We start from the raw sequence: 20,424 nt of genomic DNA, 5'->3' as shown, positions 1-20,424 counted from the left end.
TCAGTTGATGCGGACGAGATCCGCCTTCAGCACCCCCAGCAGGCCGCCGTCGACCGTGACGTCCGTCCGGCCGGTGATGTGCACGGACGGAGCGCCGACGCGGACCGCCGTGGTGCCGTCGATCTCCACGGTGCCGCCCTTGACGCTGACCTTTCCGGTTCCCGCGTCGAGTGCGATGCCCCGCTCGTCCAGCCGCACCGAGGACAGCGGCCGCCGCCCGCCGGGCGCGAACACCGTCAGCTCGATGGTGTTCTCACGGTCGTGCAGCAGCACCTCCAGCCGCCCGTCCCCGGTGCGCAGCCGCACCCCGGACGGCCCCGGCGCCCTGGCGTCGAGCAGCTCCACCCGATGACCCGAACGCGACACCACCGAACGGCGGTTGACCCTGCCGCTGGTCGCGTCCACCAGCGGCACGTCGTGCGGCGAGGGCCGGTCCACGCCGTTGTACAGACCGCCGATGACATACGGGCTGTCCAGCAGCCCCTGCTCGAAGCCCACCAGTACCTCGTCGTTGACCTCGGGGCTCACCACGCCCCCGCCGCCCTTGCCGCCCCACTGCACGGTGCGCACCCAGTCGGTCACATAGGTGTCGTCCAGCCAGGGGAACCTGAGCCGGACCCCGCCGCTCTGGGCGCCGCCCGGCTCCCGTACGTCCGTCACCACACCGATCGCCAGACCCGGCATGCGCGGTCCGCGGCCGGGCGCGTTCGCGCCGGTCACCAGGCCCGCGAGGGACCGGTCCGGGCTGGCGCTGACCCACACCGTCGTCCGGTAGCCGCCGTGCGGCTCCAGACTGTGCCGCACCGCCGTCGCCGTGTACCGCCCGGAGAACGCCGGCCCCACGTTGCCGAGCGCGACCGGCCGGCCCGCCCGCAGCCGCGGGTTCCCCTCGGCCACCGCCTCCAGCTCGCCGAACCCCGAACTGACCTGCGCGGCGATCGCGTCCGCCGCCGCGGTCGTCTCGGCCTGGCTGCGATACGGGGTGTCCGTCACCGTCAGCTTCGCCGTCGCACCGAACCGGGCGGCCAGCGCCGGGCTCAGACCCGGCAGCACGGTCTCGCTGTGCACGGCGGGCTGCCGCGCCACCAGCGGGGTCTTGGTGGTGGCGTCCCAGCCCCGCACCTCGACCGAGCCCGCGCCGTCCGCGCCCGACAGGGCGGCCCGCAGCGCGAGCAGGTTCCGCCCGTACTCCAGCACCATCGGGTTCTGGGTGGCGGGTGTCGACGGCGCCGGCGCGCCGGACGCCTTCTCGGGCCGGGTGAACTGGAGCATTCCCTTGTCGTCGACCCGCACCAGCGCCCCGCTCTCCCCGGCCAGGTACTGCAAGAAGTCCCAGTCGGAGACGTTGGCCTGCGACAGCTGGCGGTAGGTGACCGGCGCGGCCTCCACCTTCCCGCAGGGCAGACCCGCCCCGGCGGCCACCTTGCGGACGATGGCGGCGGCCGTCATGTTCCGGTACGCCACCACCTTCCGGCCCCGCTGGAGACGGTGCGCGGCCGAGTAGGCCCGCACCACCGTGAACGAACCGGTGCCGTCCCGGTCGATCTCCACCGCCGTGACCTCGCCGTTGAACAGCCGCTCGCGCGCCTGCCCGGCGACCGTCACCACGGACACCCGCAGCGGTGTGCCGAGCGTGATGCCGGTCGACTTCAGGAACTCGTGGTCGGGGTCGCGGTAGGTGAGCACTGCGGTGTCCGGCAGACCCACGTTCTCGTCCACCACACAGCTCACCAACTGCGCCGCCCAGACCTGCGGCAGCTCGCCGGGTGCCTCCACGACGGGGTCCGCCGCGAACGACCGGCCGCCCCGCGCCTCCGGTGTGGTCACCGCTCCTCCTCCGCGCCCGCGTCCCCCAGCGCCGGCACTACCAGTTCGGTGCCGGGCACCAGGGCCATCGGGTCGTCGATCCCGTTCGCCTCGGCGATGACCCGCCAGGCAGTCGCGTCGCCGTACTCCCGCCACGCCAGCAGCGCCAGGCTGTCCCCGGCCACCACCGTGTGCGTACTGCGGGCCGTGCGCGCCCCCGAGGTCGGGTTCTGCCCCGGCGGGTCGACGCTCGCCTCCTCGACCGACAGCGCACAGGTCGCCCGCAGCGGCCTCCCGTCCACGTCGAACAGCGTGTACGTCACCGACAGGCTCGACAGCACCCCGTCGAACGACGTCGTCCGCGCGGTGCCCCACTCGAACCGCACCCAGGGGCTGGCCGGCTTCTTGCGGGCGAGACTCGCCGGCGTCGGCACACACGCCTTCATCAGCTTCTCCACCGCCTGCTCGACCGAGTTGTCGTGCGTCGAGGTCGCGTCGAGGAAGACCTCCAGGCTCAACTCCCGCGGGCCGCTGCCCACGAACTCGGGCAGCGCAGACTGCCCGGCCATCCGCGACGGAGTGCGCCGCCACTCGGTGGTCTTGCGCAGTTGCAGCGTGGTCGGGTTGAACTGGAGGTTCAGCCGCGCGATCGTCCCGCCGGGCTTGGCACCGACCGCGGTCGGCGGCTCCTTCAGTGTCAGCTGGGCCCTGGCCCGGCTGGTGCGCAGGGACGGCATCAGGAAGGCCTCAGTCCCTCGTGGGCGATCTCCAGCGTCTCCACCGCCGGCTCCGAGGACGAGGGGTCGAAGGACGGCCCCTGCCAGCGCACCGGCACGATGCCGAGCACCTGCCAGCTGATGATCCGGGTCAGGTCCGGCCTGAGCGCCACGATCTCCCCGTCCTTCGGCTCCACGCGCCGCAGCGTCTCGTCGAGCCAGCGGCCGATCTTCGCCGTGTCGGCGGTGACCGGCCGGGTCAGCGTGATGTTCGACCAGCTGACGCGGCCGGGCAACTGCCAGGTGAAGCCGTTGTTGCCGCCCTCGGCGTACGTCTCCATCTCCACCTCCGCCCCCATGCCGGAGCAGGTGTGGAAGGCCCCCAGGTCGTTGCCGCCGATCGCGAGCCGGAAGAACACGCTCGTCGCGAAGATGTTGTCCGTCATCCGTGGTTCATCCGTTCCTCGTTCTTCAACGGCGGCCGTCGTAGGGGCGGCCCGCGCGTTCCCGGCCGCGCCGCAGGTCGGCGCGGAGCAGCCGGGACATCGGCTCCAGGAGCCGCCGCGCCAGGTCGTCCAGGTCGATACCGGCCTCCTGCGGTGCCGGTGTCGGTGCCGGTGCCGACGCCGGGGCCCTGCCGGGCGCGGGCGGTGCCGAGGCCGACCGCTGCCTCCCGCGCGCGGGCACCGCCGTCACCGGAACCCCACCCGCCTTGCCGGCCCCGTCCCGCTGGACGACCGGCGCCGTCGCCGCGCGGCCGGCGCGCACCACGGGCACGGGCGGTGCCGGTGAGGCCGACGGCATCGGGCGGTCCGGCAGGTGCAGCGGCCCGGCCGGCGACTCGGCCAACGGCAGCACCGGCGGCCGCGACACCGCATCCACCCCGCCCACCGCCCGCTGAACGGGAGGCTCAGGCCGTACGACGGGAAGGACCCGCCGAGCCGGGGGGCGGCCGGGGCCGCCGGGTGACGGAGGGTCGGTAGCCGGGGTCGCCGACGGGGAGGGATACGACAGCGCTGCCGGGGGCGTGGGGCTGCCCGACGGCGGGAGTGCCGTCACCGGCCCGGCATCGGCGACAGGTCCGGGATGGCTCGTCGGGGAGACGGAGGTGGCCGCTGGCATCGGTGCCGGCGCGGGGCCGGGGGCGGCTCGCTGTACCGGCGGTGCGGCGGCGCGCGCGGGGACACCCCGGGCCGGTCGCGCGGATGTGCCCGATGCCGCGTTCCTCGGTACGGCGGGTGCGGGAGCCGGTGCCGGTGCCGGTGCCGGTTCGCGGCGCCAGGACGCGGCCACGACCGGGCGCACGGCGGCGCGGGGCGTGGCAGGCGGCGCGAAGCCCTGCGGCGCGCGGGTGTTGAGCATCAGTGGACGCGCGGCGAGCAGCGCCAGGGCACGGGGTGCACCCGGCGCGACGCCCGAGCTTCGCCGCTGCACCGTGTACGGCGGCCGGCCGATGACACCGGGCGTTCCCGCGCCGCCCGGACCCGCCGGCCGCGCCGGTCCCGAGACCGCACGGGCGACGACGACCGGGCCCGGCGCGCCGTGACCGCCGGAGCGCGGACGGTCCGCCGGTGACGCACCGCGCGCACCAGGGGCCGCCCGGTCGGCCGTCGAGGGCGCCGGGGCGGACGGGGGCTGCGCCGGTCCGGGCCCTGCCGTGACGACCGGCGGAGTGCCGTCAGCCGTCGAGGCGCCCGGCAGCACGGCTGAGGTTCCGCCGGCCGCAGGTGAAAGCCTGCCGCCCTCCCCGGAGTTGACGGACAGGCCGGGGCGTCCGGTGTCCGTCGCGCCCAGCAGGGGCGCGTTGCCGGAGCGCGCGGTGACCGGCCGCCCGCTGGAGCCGGGGGAGCGGGGTGGAGCGGCGGTGGGGGGCATCGCGGGCAGCGGCGCCCCCAATCCGGCCCGGTGGCGGACATCGGACGGCGCGGGGCCGGGAGTCTCCGGCTGTCGCCCGGCGAGGGGGAGTGCGGGTGGTGCCGTGGGGTGGGGTGGGTCTGTGGGTCGGCCGGTGGCCGAGGGGCGTGCGGTGGGCGGCGGTTCGGTCAGGGGCGTGCCCAGTCCGCTCCGGTGTCGGGTGTCGGACGGCGCGGCGCCGGGGGTGGGCCCCTGCTGACCGGTGAGGGGGAGTGCGGGCGGTGCCGTGGGGCGGGAGGGGTCCGTTGGTCGGCCGGTGGCCGCGGGGCGTGCGGTGGGCGGCAGTTCGGGCAGGGGCGAGCCCAGTCCGGCCCGGTGGCGGGTGTCGGACGGTGCGGGGTCAGGAGTCTCCTGCTGTCGCCCGGTGAGGGGGAGTGCGGGTGGTGCCGTGTTGTGGGACGGGTCTGCCGGTCGGCCCGTGACCGAGGGGCGCGCAGTGACCGGCAGTTCGGTCAGGGACGGGCCCAGCGTGCTCTGGTGTCGGGTGCCGGCTGGTGCGGAGGCCGGGCCGGAAGCGGGGCCGAGGGTGTGCGCCTGCTGACCGGTGAGGGGAAGCGCGGGTGACACCGCAGGCTGTGCCGGGTCTGTCGCTCTGTCGGTGGCCGAGGGGCGTGCGGTGGGCGGCAGTTCGGGCAGGGGCGTGCCCAACGGGGCTTGGCCGACCCGTCGCTCCGGGGAGTCGGCACGAGAGGTGTCCTTGGGGGCCGGCTCGGTGGTGATCGAGGGTGTCGCGGCCGCGTCCGTGGTGCTGGCCGTGCCCCTGCCCGGGGCTGCCCCACGCCGGATCTCGGGCTTCAGGGCCGTGATCCGGCGTACGGGTCCCGTCGACCGCCGGGCAACCGTGAGTGAGGGACCCAGAGGCCGGGGCCGTACGGTCGTAGCTCGTTGGGCGGTGAGCGTGCCCCTGTCCGGGCCGCCCGCCGGAGCCGGGCCCGCCGTCCCCCCGCGCGGGGCGACCGGTACCACGGCGATCCGCCGCACCGGTGGAAGCTCGGGCCCTGCCGCCGGGCGGCCGGGCTCGGCGGGGCGGACCAGCTGACCGGCGGACCCCGCTGCGGCCCGCTGGACGGCCGCGGCTCCCGCGCCGGGCGCGTGACCGTTCGCGGTCGGGGCCGAGCGCTGCGGTGCAGCAGGCGCCGTGCTGATGTCCCCGCCGGCCGTACGGCGACGCGCGGGGGCCGTCGTACGAGAGGAGTCGCCCGGTCGGCCGGCGGATTCGGCCGGTTCCTCGGTGTCCGGGCGGACGGCGGCCCGCAGCAGCAGTGGACCGCCGTCGGCGTGGTGGCGGGCGGCGGGCGCGGTGGCCCGCTGGGTGACGCCGTGCAGCAGCCCGGCCGGGGCGGAGGGCAGCAGCGCGTGGCCGAGGCCCGCGTCGAAGGCCGGGTTCTGCCAGGAGGCGAGGCCCGCGCGGAAGGCGAGGCCGTCGCTGACGCCGATCGGGGCGCGGGCGACGGTCAGCGTCGGCGGCGGGGCGCTGCGCCACCCGCCGTCCCAGTCCCCGGGCACGGACGCGGGCGCGGGCGCGACGACGGAACCGGAACCCGCATCGGACGCGGGGGCCGGGACGGTGCGCTCCGCCGTGCCCGTCGCCGCCGCGGCCCGGCGGCGCAGGGCGTGCCACCATGCCATGAACTCAACCGCCCTCGTTCATCCGGGTGTTGATACGGGCGATCTCGGCCACCCAGGTCTGCCGCTCGGCGTGGGTGAGGTCGAGGATCTCCTCGCGCTGCCAGTGGAAGTGGTAGGCGACGTACGCGATCTCCTCCCGGAGCCGGGGGAGCGCGTACGTCACGATTCCCCCAGGCGCCCACCCGAGAGGTCCACCTCGAAGGCGCCCTCGCAGTGCGGACAGGTCACCGCGGCACGGGTGTGCCCCTCACTGTTGACACGGCGGTAGAAGTCCTGGAGGAACGCCACATCGGTGGCGTACATCCGCTCCACGATCCCCGCGTGCACATCGGTGATGGTGCCGAGCCGGGTGATCACCTGGCTCAGCAGCACCACGCTCAGATACGCCGGGTTCTCCTTGACCCGCAGATCGATCTGCGGCCGCAGCTCGTCGCGGGCGGTCGCCAGCCGCATCGCGCCGTGCCGGTGCACGGTGCCCGCCTCGTCCACGTACCCGCGCGGCAGCTCGAACTCGAACTCCGTGCGCAGGCCCTGCTCCCGCGGTGTCGTGGAGGGGGTGGCGGCGGGCGGGGTGGGCGGCTGCTCGGCGGCCGGGGCGGGCGCCGTCGCCTCCAGGATCTCCTCCAGGCTGCCCGCCGTGACGGTACGGCGCCTCATTCGACGACGATCTCCTCGAACACGATCGTGACGGACTCGGTGGCCGCGGCCGACTCACCGGCCTTGAGGGACGGCCCCTCCCAGCGGGAGGCCCAGCCGTTCATCAGCTGGATACGGCGGACCGTCTCCCCCTTGCTGTCCTTGATCTCGATGGTCAGGTTCTGCCGGGCGGTGTCGACGGCACCGTTGTTGAGCGTCTCCTTGATCCACTTGGTGAACTCGCTGCTCTTGTCGAGTCCCCGGGTGATCGTGATCTCGCCGGCCTGGCGGGCGCCGGGCTGCTTGCGGATGATCTGCTTGCCCTCCGAGCTGACCTGCCGTACCTCGACGACCTCCTCCTCGACGGTCAGCCCGCTGATCTCCTGGATGGACTCCACCAGGTATCCGCCGAGCTGCACGCCGAAGACGTGGGTGGAAAGAGCATCGCCCTCTGCCATGACTGTCTGTCACCTTTCCTTGGCCGACCCGCGGGTCACTCGTCGATGAGGCTGGTGCTGTCGGAGAACTGGGCCAGCCGGAACACCACGAACTCGGCGGGCTTGACGGGGGAGACGCCGATCTCGCAGACGACCCGGCCCTGGTCGATGGAGGTCTGCGGGTTGTTGTCGCGGTCGCACTTCACATAGAACGCCTCCTCGGCGGTGCGGCCGAAGAGCGCGCCCCGGCGCCATTCCTCGGTGAGGAACGCGGTGACGTTGCGGCGGATGCTCGACCACAGCCGGTCGTCGTTCGGCTCGAAGACCACCCACTGGGTGCCCAACAGGATGGATTCCTCGAGGTAGTTGAAGAGACGCCGTACGTTCAGATAGCGCCAGGCCGGGTCGGAGGACAGGGTGCGGGCGCCCCAGATCCGGATGCCGCGGCCGGGGAAGGCGCGCACGCAGTTCACCCCGATCGGGTTGAGCAGGTCCTGCTCGCCCTTGCTGAGCCGGATCTCCAGGTCCACCGCGCCCCGGATCACCTCGTTGGCGGGCGCCTTGTGCACCCCGCGCTCGGCGTCGCTGCGCGCCCACACACCGGCGATGTGTCCGCTCGGCGGAACCGTCGCGGTGCGGCCGGCCGCCGGGTCGAAGACCTTCACCCACGGGTAGTAGAGGGTGGCGTACCGGGAGTCGTAGCCGGCCTCGTCGTTGCGCCAGGTCCGCACCTGCTGGGCGGTGAGCCCGGGCGGGGTGTCGAGGACCGCGACCCGGTCGCCCATCTGCTCGCAGTGCGAGATGACCGCGAGCTGGACGGTGCGCACGCCCTCGGCGTCGATGTCGCCGCGCTGGTAGGCGCCCATCAGGTCCGGGACCGCGACCATGGTGATCTCGTCGATGGCCTCCAGCCCGGCGAAACCGGTGCGGGCGGCGGCGTCGCCGACGTACTCGGCGGGGTCGGTCCGGGAGACCTCGCCGACGGCGGGGCCCGCGGGAGCGGCCGGCGCGTCGGGCACCGCCACCGTCTGGCTCGCGGGCCGGGCCGGGGCGGCGTCCTGCTGCTCGGTCACCTCGACCAGCCGGGAGGCGCGCAGCTGGGTGACCACGTACCCCTTGACGTTCTTGCGGGTGGAGACGTCGTACGACTCCACCACCTGGTCGCCCTGGCGGACCAGCAGCTTGAACCGGTCCTCGGGCGGGTTCTCGCCGTCCGCGTCGGCGACCTCCACCGACACCCCGGACGCGCCGGGCCGCGCCGCCACCAGGAAGCCGCCGAGCGCGACGGGCTCCGCCGCGCGGACCTCCCGGGGCCGCCGGCCGCCGTCTCCCGCGGCCTCGGAGCCGGCTCCGGGGCCGCCGATCCGGACCACGTAGGCCGCGCCGCCGCCGTTGGCGAAGTAGCCGTACACGGCGTGCGCGAGGTAGGCGCCCTCGACGAAGCCGCCGAACAGCTGGACGTACTGGTCCCAAGTGGTGACCAGGGTCGGTTCGTGGAACGGCCCGGTCCCGGCGAACCCGACGAACGCGGCGACGGCGGTGCCGACCCCCTCGATCGGGCGGGCACCGGACTGCACCTCCTCCACGTACACGCCCGGGGTGAGGTACGTCGGCATGCTCGCTCCTTCGTGGTCCAGCGTGGTCACCTGCGTCGATGCCGAGTCTCCGAGGCCGGTCGGGCGCGGCGACAGGTGCGCGGGTACCTCGCCGGGGGCAACCGCGCTGCCTTTCCGGACGCCCGCTCGGGCCGTCCGGGCAGCACGGCCGCCGCGCAGGGCGGTTCCGGGCAGCGCGGCCGCCGGGCAAGGGGGCTCCGAGCGGCACTCGGCGGTGGACGGGTGCAGGACCGGCCGGAGGGCGGTGGTCAGCCCTCGCTCAGCACATCCCGGGTCCACGGGCCGAACTCGCTCTCCAGGACCAGCCGGCCGAGCTTGCGGTACTCCTGGGCCACCGCCGTCACCAACTGCCGCATGCCGAGCGGCTGTCCGGACTCCGCCGTGAGATAGGCGGCGGTCACCGCGCAGGCCCGGATGGAGCCGCCGGCCAGCTCGAAGCGGTCCGCGCAGAAGCCGAGGTCCAGATCGGCGGCGCGCGGCAGCCGCTGCCCGAGACACCGCTCCCACAGGGCCAGCCGCTGGGCGGCGTCCGGCACCGGGAAGTCCGCCACCACGTCGAGCCGCCGGGTGAACGCCTCGTCCAGGTTGGCCCGGAGATTCGTGGTCAGTACGGCGATGCCGTCGAACGACTCCATCCGCTGGAGCAGGTACGCCGACTCGATGTTGGCGTGCCGGTCGTGCGCGTCCTTCACCTCCGCACGCTTGCCGAAGATCGCGTCGGCCTCGTCGAAGAGCAGGACCGCGTTGACCGCGGAGGCCTCGGTGAAGATCCGCTCCAGGTTCTTCTCGGTCTCGCCGACGTACTTGTCGACGACCGTGGACAGATCGACCACGTACAGGTCCATCCCGAGGTCCGCGGCGACCACCTCGGCGGACATGGTCTTGCCGGTGCCCGACTCGCCCGCGAACAGGGCGATCACCCCGCGGCCCCGGCCGCCGCCCGGACGCATCCGCCATTGCCCGAGCACCTGGTCGCGGTGGCGGGCGCGCACCGCCAGCTCACGCAGCCTGCGGTGGGTCGGCGCGGGCAGCACCAGGTCGTCCCAGCCGACGCCGGGCTCCACCCGGCGGGCCAGCCGGGCGAGCCCCGCCCCGTTCTGCGCCCGTACGGCGGACCGCAGGTCGTCGGCGGTGACCGGGCGGCCCGCCAGCGCGGCGGCGCGCACCGCGGCCCCGGCGGCGCGGCGCAGTTGCCCGCCGTCGAGGCGGTGCGCGGCGACCGCCCCGGCGAGCGTCTCCGTGTCCCCGGTAACGGTGGCGCCGGCCCGGTGCAGGGCGTGCCGCCAGCGTGCCGCCCGCTGTGCGGCGGAGGGCGGGCCGACCGGCAGGACGACCGGGGTGTCGGCGGACCAGGCCGGGTCCCAGCCGTCCACCCCGTGGGTGAACAGCGGGATGCCGCGCAGTGCCGTGCACAACTCCCGCAGCGCGCCCGCCCGTTGGGACGGCTCCGGCGGCAGCGCCGTCACCGGGCCGAGGACGACACCCGCCCCGGTGAGCCGGGCCTCCAGCGCCGCCACCCGGGCGAGCACGGGCAGGTCGCCGGCCCGTCGGGCGAGTGCCGCCGCGTCGAGCACCAGCGGCCGCAGCCCGGCCGCCCGCAGCGCCGCGACGGCGAGGCCCTGCGGGTCTCCGCCCCGATCGAGCAGATGCACGAACTCCGCCCCCGACCGAACGGCCGCGGCCGCCCGCGCCACATCCTCCGACTCCCGGTTTCCGGCTTCGGTCGCTGCCGGATCACCGTCGACCACCTCTTCGAGGAAACCCTCCCCGTCCAGCACCCCCGTGAGCCGGGTGTCCGGGTGGGTGTCGCCCAGCAGATGGGCGGTGACCCGGTCCGGGACGGTCAGGGTGCGGGACAGGACCGGGCGGTCCGGCTCGGTGATCTCCAGCAGGCCGCTCGCGATCAGGGGCGCCGCGGGGGAGAGCCGGAACCGGGCGGTCGACGCGGCGGCGCACCCGCACAGTTCCAGCGCCAGCCCGACCGTCGGCCGGCGGCGTGTCAGATCGTCGTTGAGATAGCCGTACAGGCGCTCGAACCGGGCGTCCAGATCGGGGGCCACCGCGACCAGCAGCAGATCCAGGTCCAGCGGCGACAGCGCGAACCGCGCGGCGAGCGTGCCGAGCACGGAGCCGGTCGGCGCGGGCAGCGGCGTGTGGCCCGGCAGGCCGAGGCCGGCCGGCGGGTCCAGGATCCGCTGGACGGCCTCGGGGGAGAGGTACTGGCCCCGGTAGGGATCGTCGGGGTCGGGATCGACGGCGCGACGGGCCGCGACGGCCTGCCGCACCCGCTCCTCCACGAGCCGCAGCCGCGCCCACAGCGGGTCCACGGAGACGGCCGTGCCCGCCTCGGCGAGGTCCGTCACGGCTGTCGTCCCCTCCGGCGCCGGGCGGGGGCCGGGCGGCGCTCGCGCGGGCCGCCGAAGCCGTCCCGGCCCGGGTCGCTGACGTCCCGGTACCGCAGCCGACGTCCGGCCTCCGGATCGCCCGCCTCCTCGCCCCGCAACCGGCGTCCCGCCTCGGCATCGCTCTCCCCGGTGCGGTCGGCGGAGCGCATCACGAGGCCCTCCGTCACCGGCGGCGCGGCCGCCCTGCGTACCGCGGCGAGCGGGGCACGCACCCGTACCCCGAGCGACGCCCGCAGCTCGCCGCCGAGCGCCGACCACACATCGCAGGCGGCGGGCGCGTCGAGTTCGGCGCCGGAGGTGTCCAGGGACACGGTCAGGCCGAGGTCCGCGAGCGTCCCGGTGAGCAGCCGCTCGGGCAGCGTGTCGGTGGCCACGAGCGCGGCCAGCACCTGCGAGAGCAGCCGGTGTTCGTCCTGCGGGCGGCTCGCCCACGCCGTGACCAGGTAGGTCAGCTCGAACCAGCGGGGCGGGGTGCGCCGCGCCACCACATACCCGTCCGCGTCGTACACCTCCCCCGCGCCGCTGCCGCGCCGGGTGGTGTCCTCCCGGATGTCGTAGAGGAAGGCACAGACGGTGGGCGCGGTCCGGCGCGCCGCCCAGTCGCGGGTGGGCGCGTCGAGGACGACCTCGACGCCGGACGCCTCCAGCCCGGACTCGGCGAGCAGTCCGCGCAGTGCCTCGTCGACCTCGTGGATCACCGGCGGGTCACCTCGTCGGGCGGCTGCACGCTCCCGGTCACCACCAGGAAGTCCGTCTTCACCGGGGAGAATCCGGGGCCCCGCGCGGTGATCGTGCGCGGCCCCGTCTGGTCCTTGGCAAGGATGAGCAGCTGGCCGATGAACGTGCCGTCCGGCTTCGGCACGGTCGGTACGGCGGCCGCGGTGATCCCCGGCTTCCAGGTGAACCGCACGGGCACCCCCGGCGGGAAGTCCTTGCCGCGCACCGAGGTGACGAAGCCGGGCTTGCCGATCGGCGGGACGGCGACGATCCGCGGCTGGAGGATGCGCAGCGTCGTACGGGCCGTGTTGTCGCTCCGGTCGGCGTCCGTGCCGGTGGTGGTGAGGACGCCGGTGACGCGGCCGGTCAGCGCCCGGTCGGGGGCGAGCACCACCTGGACGACGGTCCGGCCGCCCGGTGCCAGGTCGGGCAGCGCGCACCTCCACGAGGTGTCGCAGCCCGGCGGCGGCCCACCGTTCGGTATCCCGGCGGGCAGCCCGAGCCGCAGCCGCAGCCCGGTGGCGAGCGCGTTGCGCCCGTTGCGCACGGTGTACGTCACCACGACCCGGCCGCCGACGTAACCGGGGTTCGGCTGGGCGGTGACCTGCACCCCGGGTCCGGCCTCGGGCGCGGGCGGCGCGGGCTTCGGCGTCGGTGTGGGCCTGGGAGACGGGGACGGGGGCGGGGACGGGGTCGGGTGCGGCGGGGTGACCGGGCGCACCGGCACCACGGTCCGGGCGGTGTTGTCGCCGGGCGCGGGGTCGATGACGCTGCCGGTGACGGACCAGTCCACCGGCTGCGCGCCGGGGGTGTGCCCGGTCAGGGTCACGGTCACCGGCACGGTCCTGCCGGGCGGCACCACCCCGAGGTTGCACTGGAGGGTGATGGCGGCACAACTGCCGCCCGGAAGGCGGACCTTGGTGACCGTCACACCCGGCGGGGGAGCGATGGTCAGCCGGGTGCCGGGGGAGGCGGCCGGGCCGTTGTTGACCACGTCGACGCGGACGTCCCGGGCGGTGCCGACACCGGTCGAGGGCACCGCGACCGGGGCGTGCACGGCCAGGTCCACCGACTGCTGGACGCTCGGCTCCTTCTGCCGCCCCGGCAGCTCGGTCGTGATCGCGGACACCCGGCCGGTCCTGATGTTCAACCGGTAGAGCTTCTCGGGGCAGTTGACCGGCTGCTTTTCGCGGGCGGTGAAGACCAGGTTGGTGCCGTCCGCCTTCCAGGCCGCGTCGCGCGGCTGGTGCGGGCCGGTGACCGTGGTGTCCGGCAGCTCCCGATGGCAGCCGTCGGCGCTGTTCCGCGCGGCCTCGGGCAGCAGCACCCGGCAGTCGGTGCCGGACACCGAGGTGAGCAGCAGGCCGTTGCGCTCGTCGACCAGGCCGCCGCCGTTCTTCCGGTTGAAGGCGATGAGACGGCCGTCCGGGGAGAAGGCCGGGCTGTCGTCGATGACCGCGCACGTGCCGGGGCAGATCGCCGAGCTGAGGTCCCGCTGCCGGTCGAGGTCGGTCACCGGCACGGTCCAGATGTGCTTGTTGCCGCCGCGCCCGTCGATCACCTCGTTGCGGGTGAAGGCGAGGGTGGTGCCGTCGGAGGACCAGGTCGGCTGTGCGTCACCGCCCGTCTGTTCCCCGGCCGGCGGCACGATCTCGTGGAGGATCGCCCCGGTTTCGGCATCGGCGATCAGGATGCGGCCGGGGCCCGAGGCGGAACCGACGCCGCCCGGCGAGGTCCGGGTGAAGGCGAGGTATCTGCCGTCCGGTGAGAACGCCGGGTCGGTGTCCCAGTCCCGCGGCCCGCGTCCGGCCAGCGGCATCGCCATCTGGTGGGTGCCGTCGGCGTCGACCGTCCAGATCCGTTCGATCCGCCCGGCCGGCCCGTCCTCGAACCGGGTGACCACGATGCGGCGGCCGTCCGGGGTGTAGGTCTGCCGCTCGGTCCACGGGTCGTACCCGGCGGCCGGCTGGAACAGCGGGTCCTTGGTCGGGTCGGTGTTCGTGTCGGCGGCCGGGTCCTCGTTCAGCAGGGTCAGCCCGAGGTCGCGCGGATCGCTGCCGTCCCGTCGTACGTCCTGGAGCGTCACCACGTGCGGGCCGAGCGCCGAGATGCGGTCCACCACCGCGTATCCGCCGGACGACGGGCCCACCCAGGTGGCCGTGCCGACCGCGCGGTCCTCGCTGAGCACCAGCTGAGGGGTGTCCGCGGAGTGCGCCGGCACCCGGAACACATGGTCCCAGTCGCCCTCGCAGGAGCAGGTGCGGTTCGGGCTGAGGAACAGCACCCCGTCCCCGTCGGGCAGCCAGGCAGCCCCATGGGCCCGCCACTGTGCCTGCGCCCCCGCGAGGAGCGGCTGGTCCCCGGCCGCACCGCCGGTCACCCGCAGCCGTGGACCGGTCGTCGGGTCGGCGGTGAAGGTGTACGCGACGAGGTCCCGGTGCGCCGCGTCGCCCACCGGGTTCCACACGGGCTCGGTCGCCTTGCCGCCGAGCGTCCCGGTGATCCGGGCCGGGGTTCCCCCGGTCAGCGGCCGGACATAGATCTGCGTCCCCGCCGCCGGATCGTCGTCGCCGGAGTAGGCGAGCCGCCGCCCGTCCGGCGACACGGTCGGACTCTCCTCGTCGTACGGCGTGTCGGTGAGTCGGGTCAGGCGGGTGCCGTCGGTGTGCACCAGCCAGAGGTCGCGCTGCTTCCTGCCGTCCGGGCCGCCGGGCTCCGCCGAGTCGAACACCACCGCCCCGCCGTCCGGCGTGAGCCGTGGATGCGCCGCGTCCCGGCCGTCGGTCAGCTTGCGCACCGTCCCGTCCGGGGCCCGCAGATAGATCTGCGGGCGCTTGTCGTCGCGGCGGCTGGCGAACACCAGCGTCTCGCCCAGCGCCGACGGCTGGATGTCGAAGTGTGCCGGGCCCGTCCCGAACAGGGGCTCGCTGGACGTCGTCTTGACGACCCGGCCGAGGCTGCGGTGCGCGGTGCCCGCGTAGGCGATCCGGGTGGCGGACGCGTCGGTAGGCGCCGCCGTCGGCTGTGGTTCGGCGTGGCCCGGCCCCGAGGCCGCCGTCACCGCGCACAGCGGGACGAGCAGCAGCAACGACGCGCCGAACCTCCGCAGCCGGTGCCGTCCGCCGGGGTCAGCGGTGCCGTTCACGGTCCACCTCGCAGTCTCGGAACACCTGGGTGCGCCCCGCCACCCTGCCGCGCACCTGGCGTACGCGGCAGGGCGGCGGGGCCGTGCCGGAGGGAAGCGCGCCTGCGCTTTCGGGCAGCGCCCGGGTGACGGACGGACGTCAGATCAGCCCGTTGCGCAGCGCGTAGCCGACGGCGTGCGCCCGGTTGCGCAGTTGCAGACGCGTGGTGATCTCGTGCAGCACGTTCTTGACGGTCCGTTCGGAGTACGCGGTCTTCTGCGCTATCTCGGCGGTGTCGAACCCCTCCGACACCAGGCGCAGCATGTCGGCCTCGCGCGCGGTGAGCGTGGACAGGGACAGGGCGTGCGGGTCGAGCCCGGCGCGCTGGAGGCTGCCGACCTGGGCCAACAGGGTGGCGAGCAGGTCACCGGGGAGCACTCCCTCCCCGTTGGCCAGCGCGAGCACCAGGTGCAGCAGCCGGTCCTGGTCAGCCTCGGCGCGCCGCAGCACCGCCGCGACACCGCACTCGAGCACCCGCTGGAGCGCCGCGGAGTCGAACGCGCCGGCGACCAGGCCGGTGCGGGTGGCGGAGCCACGCTGTAACCGTTGCAGCAGGGCGATCACCTCGTCGTCCACGGCGTCGACGACCACGAGCGAGGTCTGCGCCCGGTCCGCCTCGGCCGCGCCGACCAGCTCCACCTCGGGGCGCTGCCGCAGCTGATGGACGATGCCGATGTGCAGGACCGGGTCCTGGGCGTAGACGGCCACGGTCACCCGACGCGGGCCGTCGGCCGGGGTTTTGGGGGACGCCGTACGGGCAGGTGTGCCCGTGCGTGGCGTGCCGGTGGTCATGAACGGAATGTCTTTCGTGGAGCCGGACATGATGGGTTACTCGTTTCCTGGACGGAGGCGGGAACAATGGACACCGGGGAGCCTCCGCCGTGGGCGGCGCGCGCGCCGTGTACCGGCTCAACCAGCTGCCCGCACAGCCGAGTCGGTCTTGACCGCACGGGGCACGGCGATTGCCCCGGTGTTGCCCTCGCGTCTCTCGTGGCGCCGCGCGCCCGGCCCTACGGTCGTGGCGTGACGCCATCTGCTGCCTCTTCCGGCCCCGGAGCCCCCGGCCTCGACATACCGGCCGTGACGGTGACGCCGGGCGGTACCGCCGCCACCAGCCTGACCGTCCGCAACGACAGCGACATCGTCGAGGCGTACGCGCTGGAGGTGGTCGGCGACTGCGCGCCATGGGCCACCGTGGAACCCGAGCGGGTCTCGCTCTACCCCGGCACCTCCGAGACGGTGACCATCCGCCTGAACCCTCCGCGTTCCCCGGAGGTTCGCGCGGGTGATGTGCCGCTGGCCGTACGGGTGCTGCCGGCCGAACACCCCGAGGCCGTCACGGTGCCCGAGACCACGGTGCACGTCGAGGAGTTCCACGAGCTGCGCGCCGAGCTGGCCCCGCGCCGCCGGCGCGGCTGGCTGCGCGGCCGGTACCGGCTGGCGGTGCGCAACGAGGGCAACTCCCCGGCCCGGGTGTCCTTCACCCCGGAGCAGGCGGGGGAGGAGCTGCGGTTCGGCTTCACCCCGGCCGAGCTGACACTGGAGCCCGGTGAGTCGGCGGAGACGCGGCTGCGGGTGCGCATCGGCAAGCCGGTCTGGTTCGGCAAGCCCGCGACCTGGCCGTTCACGGTACGCACCCAGGACGCCGGCGCGGCGGAGGCGGAGCGGGCCGGGACCGTCGTACGACCGCCCCTGGAAGCCGAGTTCGTCCAGATCCCGGTGTTCCCGAAGTGGCTGCTGGCCCTGCTCGCGGCGCTGCTCGCGCTGCTGCTGGCCTGGTTCACGCTGGTCCGTCCGGCGGTGCGCAGCACGGCCAAGGAGGCCGCCGACGAGGTGGTCCACCCGAGGCCGACACCCGGCGCCCGGCAGAACGCCGGGGCGCCGGGGACCGGGACGGGCAACGGCTCGGCGGAACAGCAGGGCGGCCAGGGCAAGGCGGCCGTGCCCTCGGGCGGCACCGGCACCACGGGTGGCGGCAGCGGAGGCGGCACCGGCGGCGACGCCGGTCTCGCCGGGGGCCAGCAGAGCTCGGCCACCATCGACCTCCAGACCTCCGGCGGACAGACGAAGACCGGCACCTATGTGGTGCCCGCAGGAAAGATCTTCGGGGTCACGGACCTGGTGGCCGCCAACTTCCAGGGCGACGAAGGGGTGATGACCATCAGCTTCGGCGACCGGAAGATCACCACGATCGCACTGGAGACCTTCCGCAACCAGGACTACCACTGGGTCACCCCCATCAAGATCCCCCAGAACGCCACCGTCACCGTGAACGTCACCTGCGCCAAGCCGGGCACACCGGCCACCGGCCGGCAGGCACAGCAGTGCCACGAGGTGCTGAACGTGAGCGGTGTGCTCGGTGACACCCAGCGATGAGACGTATCGTTTCTCGAAACATCGTTCGCCTGGTGGGACACAAGAGAAAGAGGCGACTCCTATTCCGTCCGAAAAGTACCGCGAATTGTGCCGGTGAACGTCACCTCTCCGGTACGGACCGGGCGCTGCGCCGCTCGCGCCGCTCGGCCCCCAGCCGGGCGAAGTGGTTCATGAGGTCGGGGCGGTCGACCGCCGCGGGGTTGACGACCTGCTCGGCGGGAGCGCCCTGGAGGAGCCGCTTGACGGGGACCTCCAGCTTCTTGCCGGTGCGGGTGTGCGGGATCCCCGGCACGACGAGGATCTCGTCGGGGACATGGCGCGGCGAGGCCCCGGCGCGGATCTCCTCCCTGATCCGCTCGCGGAGCGCGTCGTCCAGGACCACTCCGTCGGCCGGCACCACGAACAGCGGCATCCAGTAGCCGCCGTCGGGCTCCTCCGCGCCGATGACCAGGGCCTCGGCGATCTCGGGCAGGCGCTCTACGGCGTCATGGATGTCGGCGCTGCCCAGCCGCACGCCGTTGCGGTTCAGCGTGGAGTCGGAGCGGCCGTGGACGATCACCGAGCCGTGCCCCGTGACCGTGATCCAGTCGCCGTGCCGCCACACACCGGGGTAGGTGCCGAAGTAGGCGTCCCGGTAGCGGCTGCCGTCCGGGTCGTTCCAGAAGTACAGCGGCATCGACGGCATGGGCAGGGTGACGACCAGCTCACCGACCCGGTCCACCACCGGCAGCCCCTCGGCGTCGTAGGCGGCCAGCGCCACACCCAGGTGCGGCGCGGACAACTCGCCCGCCCAGACACGGGTGTTGGGAGCGCTGCCGACGAAGCCGGACACCACGTCCGTGCCGCCGCTGGTCGACGCGAGCAGGACATGTGCGCCGACGTGGTCGCGCACCCAGGGGTAGGCGGAGGCCGGCAGGGCGGAGCCGGTGCAGCCGAGCACCCGTATGGACGACAGGTCGTGCCGGGACGGTTCGATGCCGGCCTTGGCCATGCCCAGCAGGTACTGGGGGCTGGTCCCGAACACCGTCACCCGGTGGCACGCGGCCAGCTCCCACAGGACGTCGAGCCTGGCGACGGGCGCCGGACTGCCGTCGTAGGTGCACGTCGTGGCCCCGGTCAGCAGGGCCGAGACGACCATGTTCCACATCATCCAGTTGGTGGTGGTGTACCAGAGCAGACGGTCGCCGGGACCGACGTCGGAGTGGAGAGCCAGGGTCTTCAGGTGCTCCAGCAGGACGCCACCGTGGCCGTGGACGATGCCCTTGGGCCGGCCGGTGGTGCCGGACGAGAACACCACCCACAGCGGGTGGTCGAACGGCACCGGGGTGCAGACGAGTTCCTCGGTCCGGGTGGAGGCCTCCTCCCATGGCACCACGAGGGAGGGGCCGTCGGCCTCGGGCCAGGGCAGGCCCACGTGGCCCACCAGCAGCGTCGCCTTCAACGTCGGGAGCGACCGGGCGAGTTCGAGCGCGGCCCCGCGGCGGTCGTGAGTGGTGCCGTTGAAGAGGTAGCCGTCGGCGGCGACCAGGACGGTCGGTTCGAGCTGGGCGAAGCGGTCGGCGGCGGCCCTGGGGGCGTAGTCCTGGCCGCACACCGACCAGACGGCGCCGAGACTCACGGCGGCCAGGAACGCGACGATCGCGTGCGGGGTGTTGGGCAGGTACCCCACGACCCGGTCGCCCCGCCCGACGCCCAGCTCGCGCAGGGTCGCGGCCACCGAGGCGACCTGGGAGCGCAGCCGGGCCCCGGTCACCTCGTGCGCCGAGCCCGTCTCGTCGAGGGCGATGACCGCGACGTCGTCGTCGGCATGCGCGCGCAGGGCGTGCTGGGCGTAGTTGAGGGTGGCGCCGGTGAACCAGCGGGCACCCGGCATGGTCTCCTCGGCCAGCACCCGCTCGTACGGCGTCTGCGCGTCGATGCCGAAGTAGTCCCACACCGCGCTCCAGAAGCCCTCCAGGTCGGTCACCGACCAGCGGTGCAGCGCGGCGTAGTCGGTGCCGTCCATTCCGGCGTGACGGGCGAAGTCCGCGATGCGGCTGGCCGCGACGGTCTCCGGATCGAGGGTGAAGAAGGGGGCCGGTGCGGTCATCGTGCGGTCTCCTCGTCAGGTTCTCGGCAGCGTTGCCCGGGGTCCGTGCGGTGTGCAGCTGGGCCGCCCGGTCGGCGGTCGCGGTGACATCGTGCCCGCCGGAGGAGCGGACATCCCTCACGATCCGGTCCGGCCGCAGCAGCGGGGCGTCCGCCCGCCCCTCGCGCAGCAAGGCTCCACGTCCGAGGAATTCGGCAGGGACAGGTTGACCCTTTCATCAGAACTGTGGTGCCATGGGAGTCATGGGTAGACTTGTGCGTATGCCCACGTCAGCCCCGCCCCGCAACCGCTTCGAGCGGCGCCGTGCCGAGACCCGGCAGGCGCTCGTCCGCGCCGCGCGGCAGATCCTCGCCGAGACCGGCGACACCAGCGCCAGCATCCAGGCGATCGCCGAGCGCGCGGACGTCGGCTTCGGCTCCTTCTACAACCACTTCGAGTCCAAGACCGAGCTGTTCGACGCGGCGGTGCGAGACGCCCTCGAGGAACTCGGCCAGGCCTTCGACGAGCATCTGGAGGGCGTCGAGGACCCCGCGGAACTCGTCGCGGCCGGCTTCCGCCTCAGCGCGCGCCTTGCCGACTCCCGGCGGGAACTGATGCAGGTGCTGCGCCGCCGTGGCCTCGGCTACGTCTACTCGGACTCGGGCCTCGCTCCCCGCGCCCTGCGCGACCTGGAGGCCGGTATCGCCTCCGGCCGTTTCACCGTCGCCGATCCGACCGTCGCGGTGACCGCCCTGGGCGGTTCCCTGCTCGCGCTGGTGGAGCTGCGGTTCGCCCGGCCGGAGCTGGACGGCGACGAGGCCGCGTCCAACCTGGCCGAGATGCTGCTGTGCATGCTGGGCGTGCCGCCGCAGGACGCCCGCGCGGTCGCCCGGCGCCCGCTGCCCGACCTCGGCTGACG

The 20,424-nt window shown here is 74.4% G+C and carries 15 protein-coding genes; 2 read left to right on the top strand and 13 right to left on the bottom strand.

Features of this window, described 5'->3' with window-relative positions; genetic code table 11:
- The 12 genes from ACWCV9_RS03630 to ACWCV9_RS03575 form a co-directional block, all read right to left on the bottom strand.
- Window positions 1-1,827, bottom strand: coding sequence for a VgrG-related protein (locus tag ACWCV9_RS03630; RefSeq protein WP_450784065.1), 1,827 nt, complete (start codon window positions 1,825-1,827; stop codon window positions 1-3).
- The gene (locus ACWCV9_RS03625; RefSeq protein ID WP_385846346.1) at window positions 1,824-2,546 is read right to left on the bottom strand and encodes a CIS tube protein; all 723 of its coding nucleotides are present in this window, start codon (window positions 2,544-2,546) and stop codon (window positions 1,824-1,826) included. Before ACWCV9_RS03625 ends, ACWCV9_RS03630 begins: the two co-directional genes overlap by 4 nt.
- Window positions 2,543-2,968 (bottom strand): phage tail protein, encoded by a 426-nt coding sequence (locus ACWCV9_RS03620; protein ID WP_385846284.1) that lies wholly within the window; start codon window positions 2,966-2,968, stop codon window positions 2,543-2,545. Before ACWCV9_RS03620 ends, ACWCV9_RS03625 begins: the two co-directional genes overlap by 4 nt.
- A 25-nt stretch (window positions 2,969-2,993) precedes the next feature.
- A complete protein-coding gene (locus ACWCV9_RS03615; RefSeq protein WP_450784064.1) occupies window positions 2,994-6,065 on the bottom strand; it encodes a hypothetical protein in 3,072 nt (1,023 codons plus the stop codon).
- Between the two features lie 4 nt (window positions 6,066-6,069).
- Window positions 6,070-6,228, bottom strand: a complete 159-nt coding sequence (locus ACWCV9_RS03610) for a DUF6760 family protein (protein ID WP_385846286.1) — start codon at window positions 6,226-6,228, stop codon at window positions 6,070-6,072.
- Window positions 6,225-6,722 (bottom strand): hypothetical protein, encoded by a 498-nt coding sequence (locus ACWCV9_RS03605; protein ID WP_450784063.1) that lies wholly within the window; start codon window positions 6,720-6,722, stop codon window positions 6,225-6,227. The genes ACWCV9_RS03610 and ACWCV9_RS03605 overlap by 4 nt, the downstream gene beginning before the upstream one ends.
- Window positions 6,719-7,159 (bottom strand): phage tail protein, encoded by a 441-nt coding sequence (locus ACWCV9_RS03600; RefSeq protein ID WP_385846288.1) that lies wholly within the window; start codon window positions 7,157-7,159, stop codon window positions 6,719-6,721. The genes ACWCV9_RS03605 and ACWCV9_RS03600 overlap by 4 nt, the downstream gene beginning before the upstream one ends.
- A 35-nt stretch (window positions 7,160-7,194) precedes the next feature.
- Window positions 7,195-8,754 (bottom strand): phage tail sheath family protein, encoded by a 1,560-nt coding sequence (locus ACWCV9_RS03595; RefSeq protein ID WP_450784062.1) that lies wholly within the window; start codon window positions 8,752-8,754, stop codon window positions 7,195-7,197.
- A gap of 248 nt (window positions 8,755-9,002) precedes the next feature.
- Window positions 9,003-11,117: an ATP-binding protein gene (locus tag ACWCV9_RS03590; protein WP_450784061.1), complete on the bottom strand. Its 2,115-nt coding sequence runs from the start codon at window positions 11,115-11,117 to the stop codon at window positions 9,003-9,005.
- Entirely contained in the window at window positions 11,114-11,857 is a 744-nt protein-coding gene (locus ACWCV9_RS03585) for a DUF4255 domain-containing protein (RefSeq protein WP_450784060.1), read from the bottom strand. The genes ACWCV9_RS03590 and ACWCV9_RS03585 overlap by 4 nt, the downstream gene beginning before the upstream one ends.
- Window positions 11,854-15,021, bottom strand: a complete 3,168-nt coding sequence (locus tag ACWCV9_RS03580; RefSeq protein WP_450784059.1) for a hypothetical protein — start codon at window positions 15,019-15,021, stop codon at window positions 11,854-11,856. The genes ACWCV9_RS03585 and ACWCV9_RS03580 overlap by 4 nt, the downstream gene beginning before the upstream one ends.
- A gap of 139 nt (window positions 15,022-15,160) precedes the next feature.
- Window positions 15,161-15,853: a response regulator transcription factor gene (locus tag ACWCV9_RS03575; protein ID WP_450784058.1), complete on the bottom strand. Its 693-nt coding sequence runs from the start codon at window positions 15,851-15,853 to the stop codon at window positions 15,161-15,163.
- Between the two features lie 231 nt (window positions 15,854-16,084).
- Here ACWCV9_RS03575 and ACWCV9_RS03570 point away from each other — a divergent pair, with 231 nt between their 5' ends.
- On the top strand, window positions 16,085-17,437 hold the full coding sequence (locus ACWCV9_RS03570) for a COG1470 family protein (RefSeq protein ID WP_450784057.1): 1,353 nt from the start codon (window positions 16,085-16,087) through the stop codon (window positions 17,435-17,437).
- A 100-nt stretch (window positions 17,438-17,537) separates the two neighbouring features.
- On the opposite strand, the gene ACWCV9_RS03565 is transcribed toward ACWCV9_RS03570, so the two are convergent.
- Complete coding sequence (locus ACWCV9_RS03565) at window positions 17,538-19,526, bottom strand: acetoacetate--CoA ligase (protein ID WP_450784056.1); 1,989 nt, start codon at window positions 19,524-19,526, stop codon at window positions 17,538-17,540.
- Between the two features lie 260 nt (window positions 19,527-19,786).
- Between ACWCV9_RS03565 and ACWCV9_RS03560 the strand changes: the two genes are divergently transcribed.
- A complete protein-coding gene (locus ACWCV9_RS03560; RefSeq protein ID WP_450784055.1) occupies window positions 19,787-20,422 on the top strand; it encodes a TetR/AcrR family transcriptional regulator in 636 nt (211 codons plus the stop codon).
- The last annotated feature ends 2 nt before the right edge of the window (window positions 20,423-20,424 follow it).

This window comes from Streptomyces sp. NPDC001606 (assembly GCF_053596835.1).
Note: the sequence above shows the minus strand (reverse complement) of the source record. Positions and strands in the feature narration are given on the sequence as shown.

Coding starts and splice junctions, on each gene's coding strand:
- ACWCV9_RS03620 (WP_385846284.1), bottom strand. CDS start 2,968: ATGACGGACAACATCTTCGCGACGAGCGTGTTCTTCCGGCTCGCGATC.
- ACWCV9_RS03615 (WP_450784064.1), bottom strand. CDS start 6,065: ATGGCATGGTGGCACGCCCTGCGCCGCCGGGCCGCGGCGGCGACGGGC.
- ACWCV9_RS03605 (WP_450784063.1), bottom strand. CDS start 6,722: ATGAGGCGCCGTACCGTCACGGCGGGCAGCCTGGAGGAGATCCTGGAG.
- ACWCV9_RS03600 (WP_385846288.1), bottom strand. CDS start 7,159: ATGGCAGAGGGCGATGCTCTTTCCACCCACGTCTTCGGCGTGCAGCTC.
- ACWCV9_RS03595 (WP_450784062.1), bottom strand. CDS start 8,754: ATGCCGACGTACCTCACCCCGGGCGTGTACGTGGAGGAGGTGCAGTCC.
- ACWCV9_RS03575 (WP_450784058.1), bottom strand. CDS start 15,853: ATGACCACCGGCACGCCACGCACGGGCACACCTGCCCGTACGGCGTCC.
- ACWCV9_RS03565 (WP_450784056.1), bottom strand. CDS start 19,526: ATGACCGCACCGGCCCCCTTCTTCACCCTCGATCCGGAGACCGTCGCG.
- ACWCV9_RS03560 (WP_450784055.1), top strand. CDS start 19,787: ATGCCCACGTCAGCCCCGCCCCGCAACCGCTTCGAGCGGCGCCGTGCC.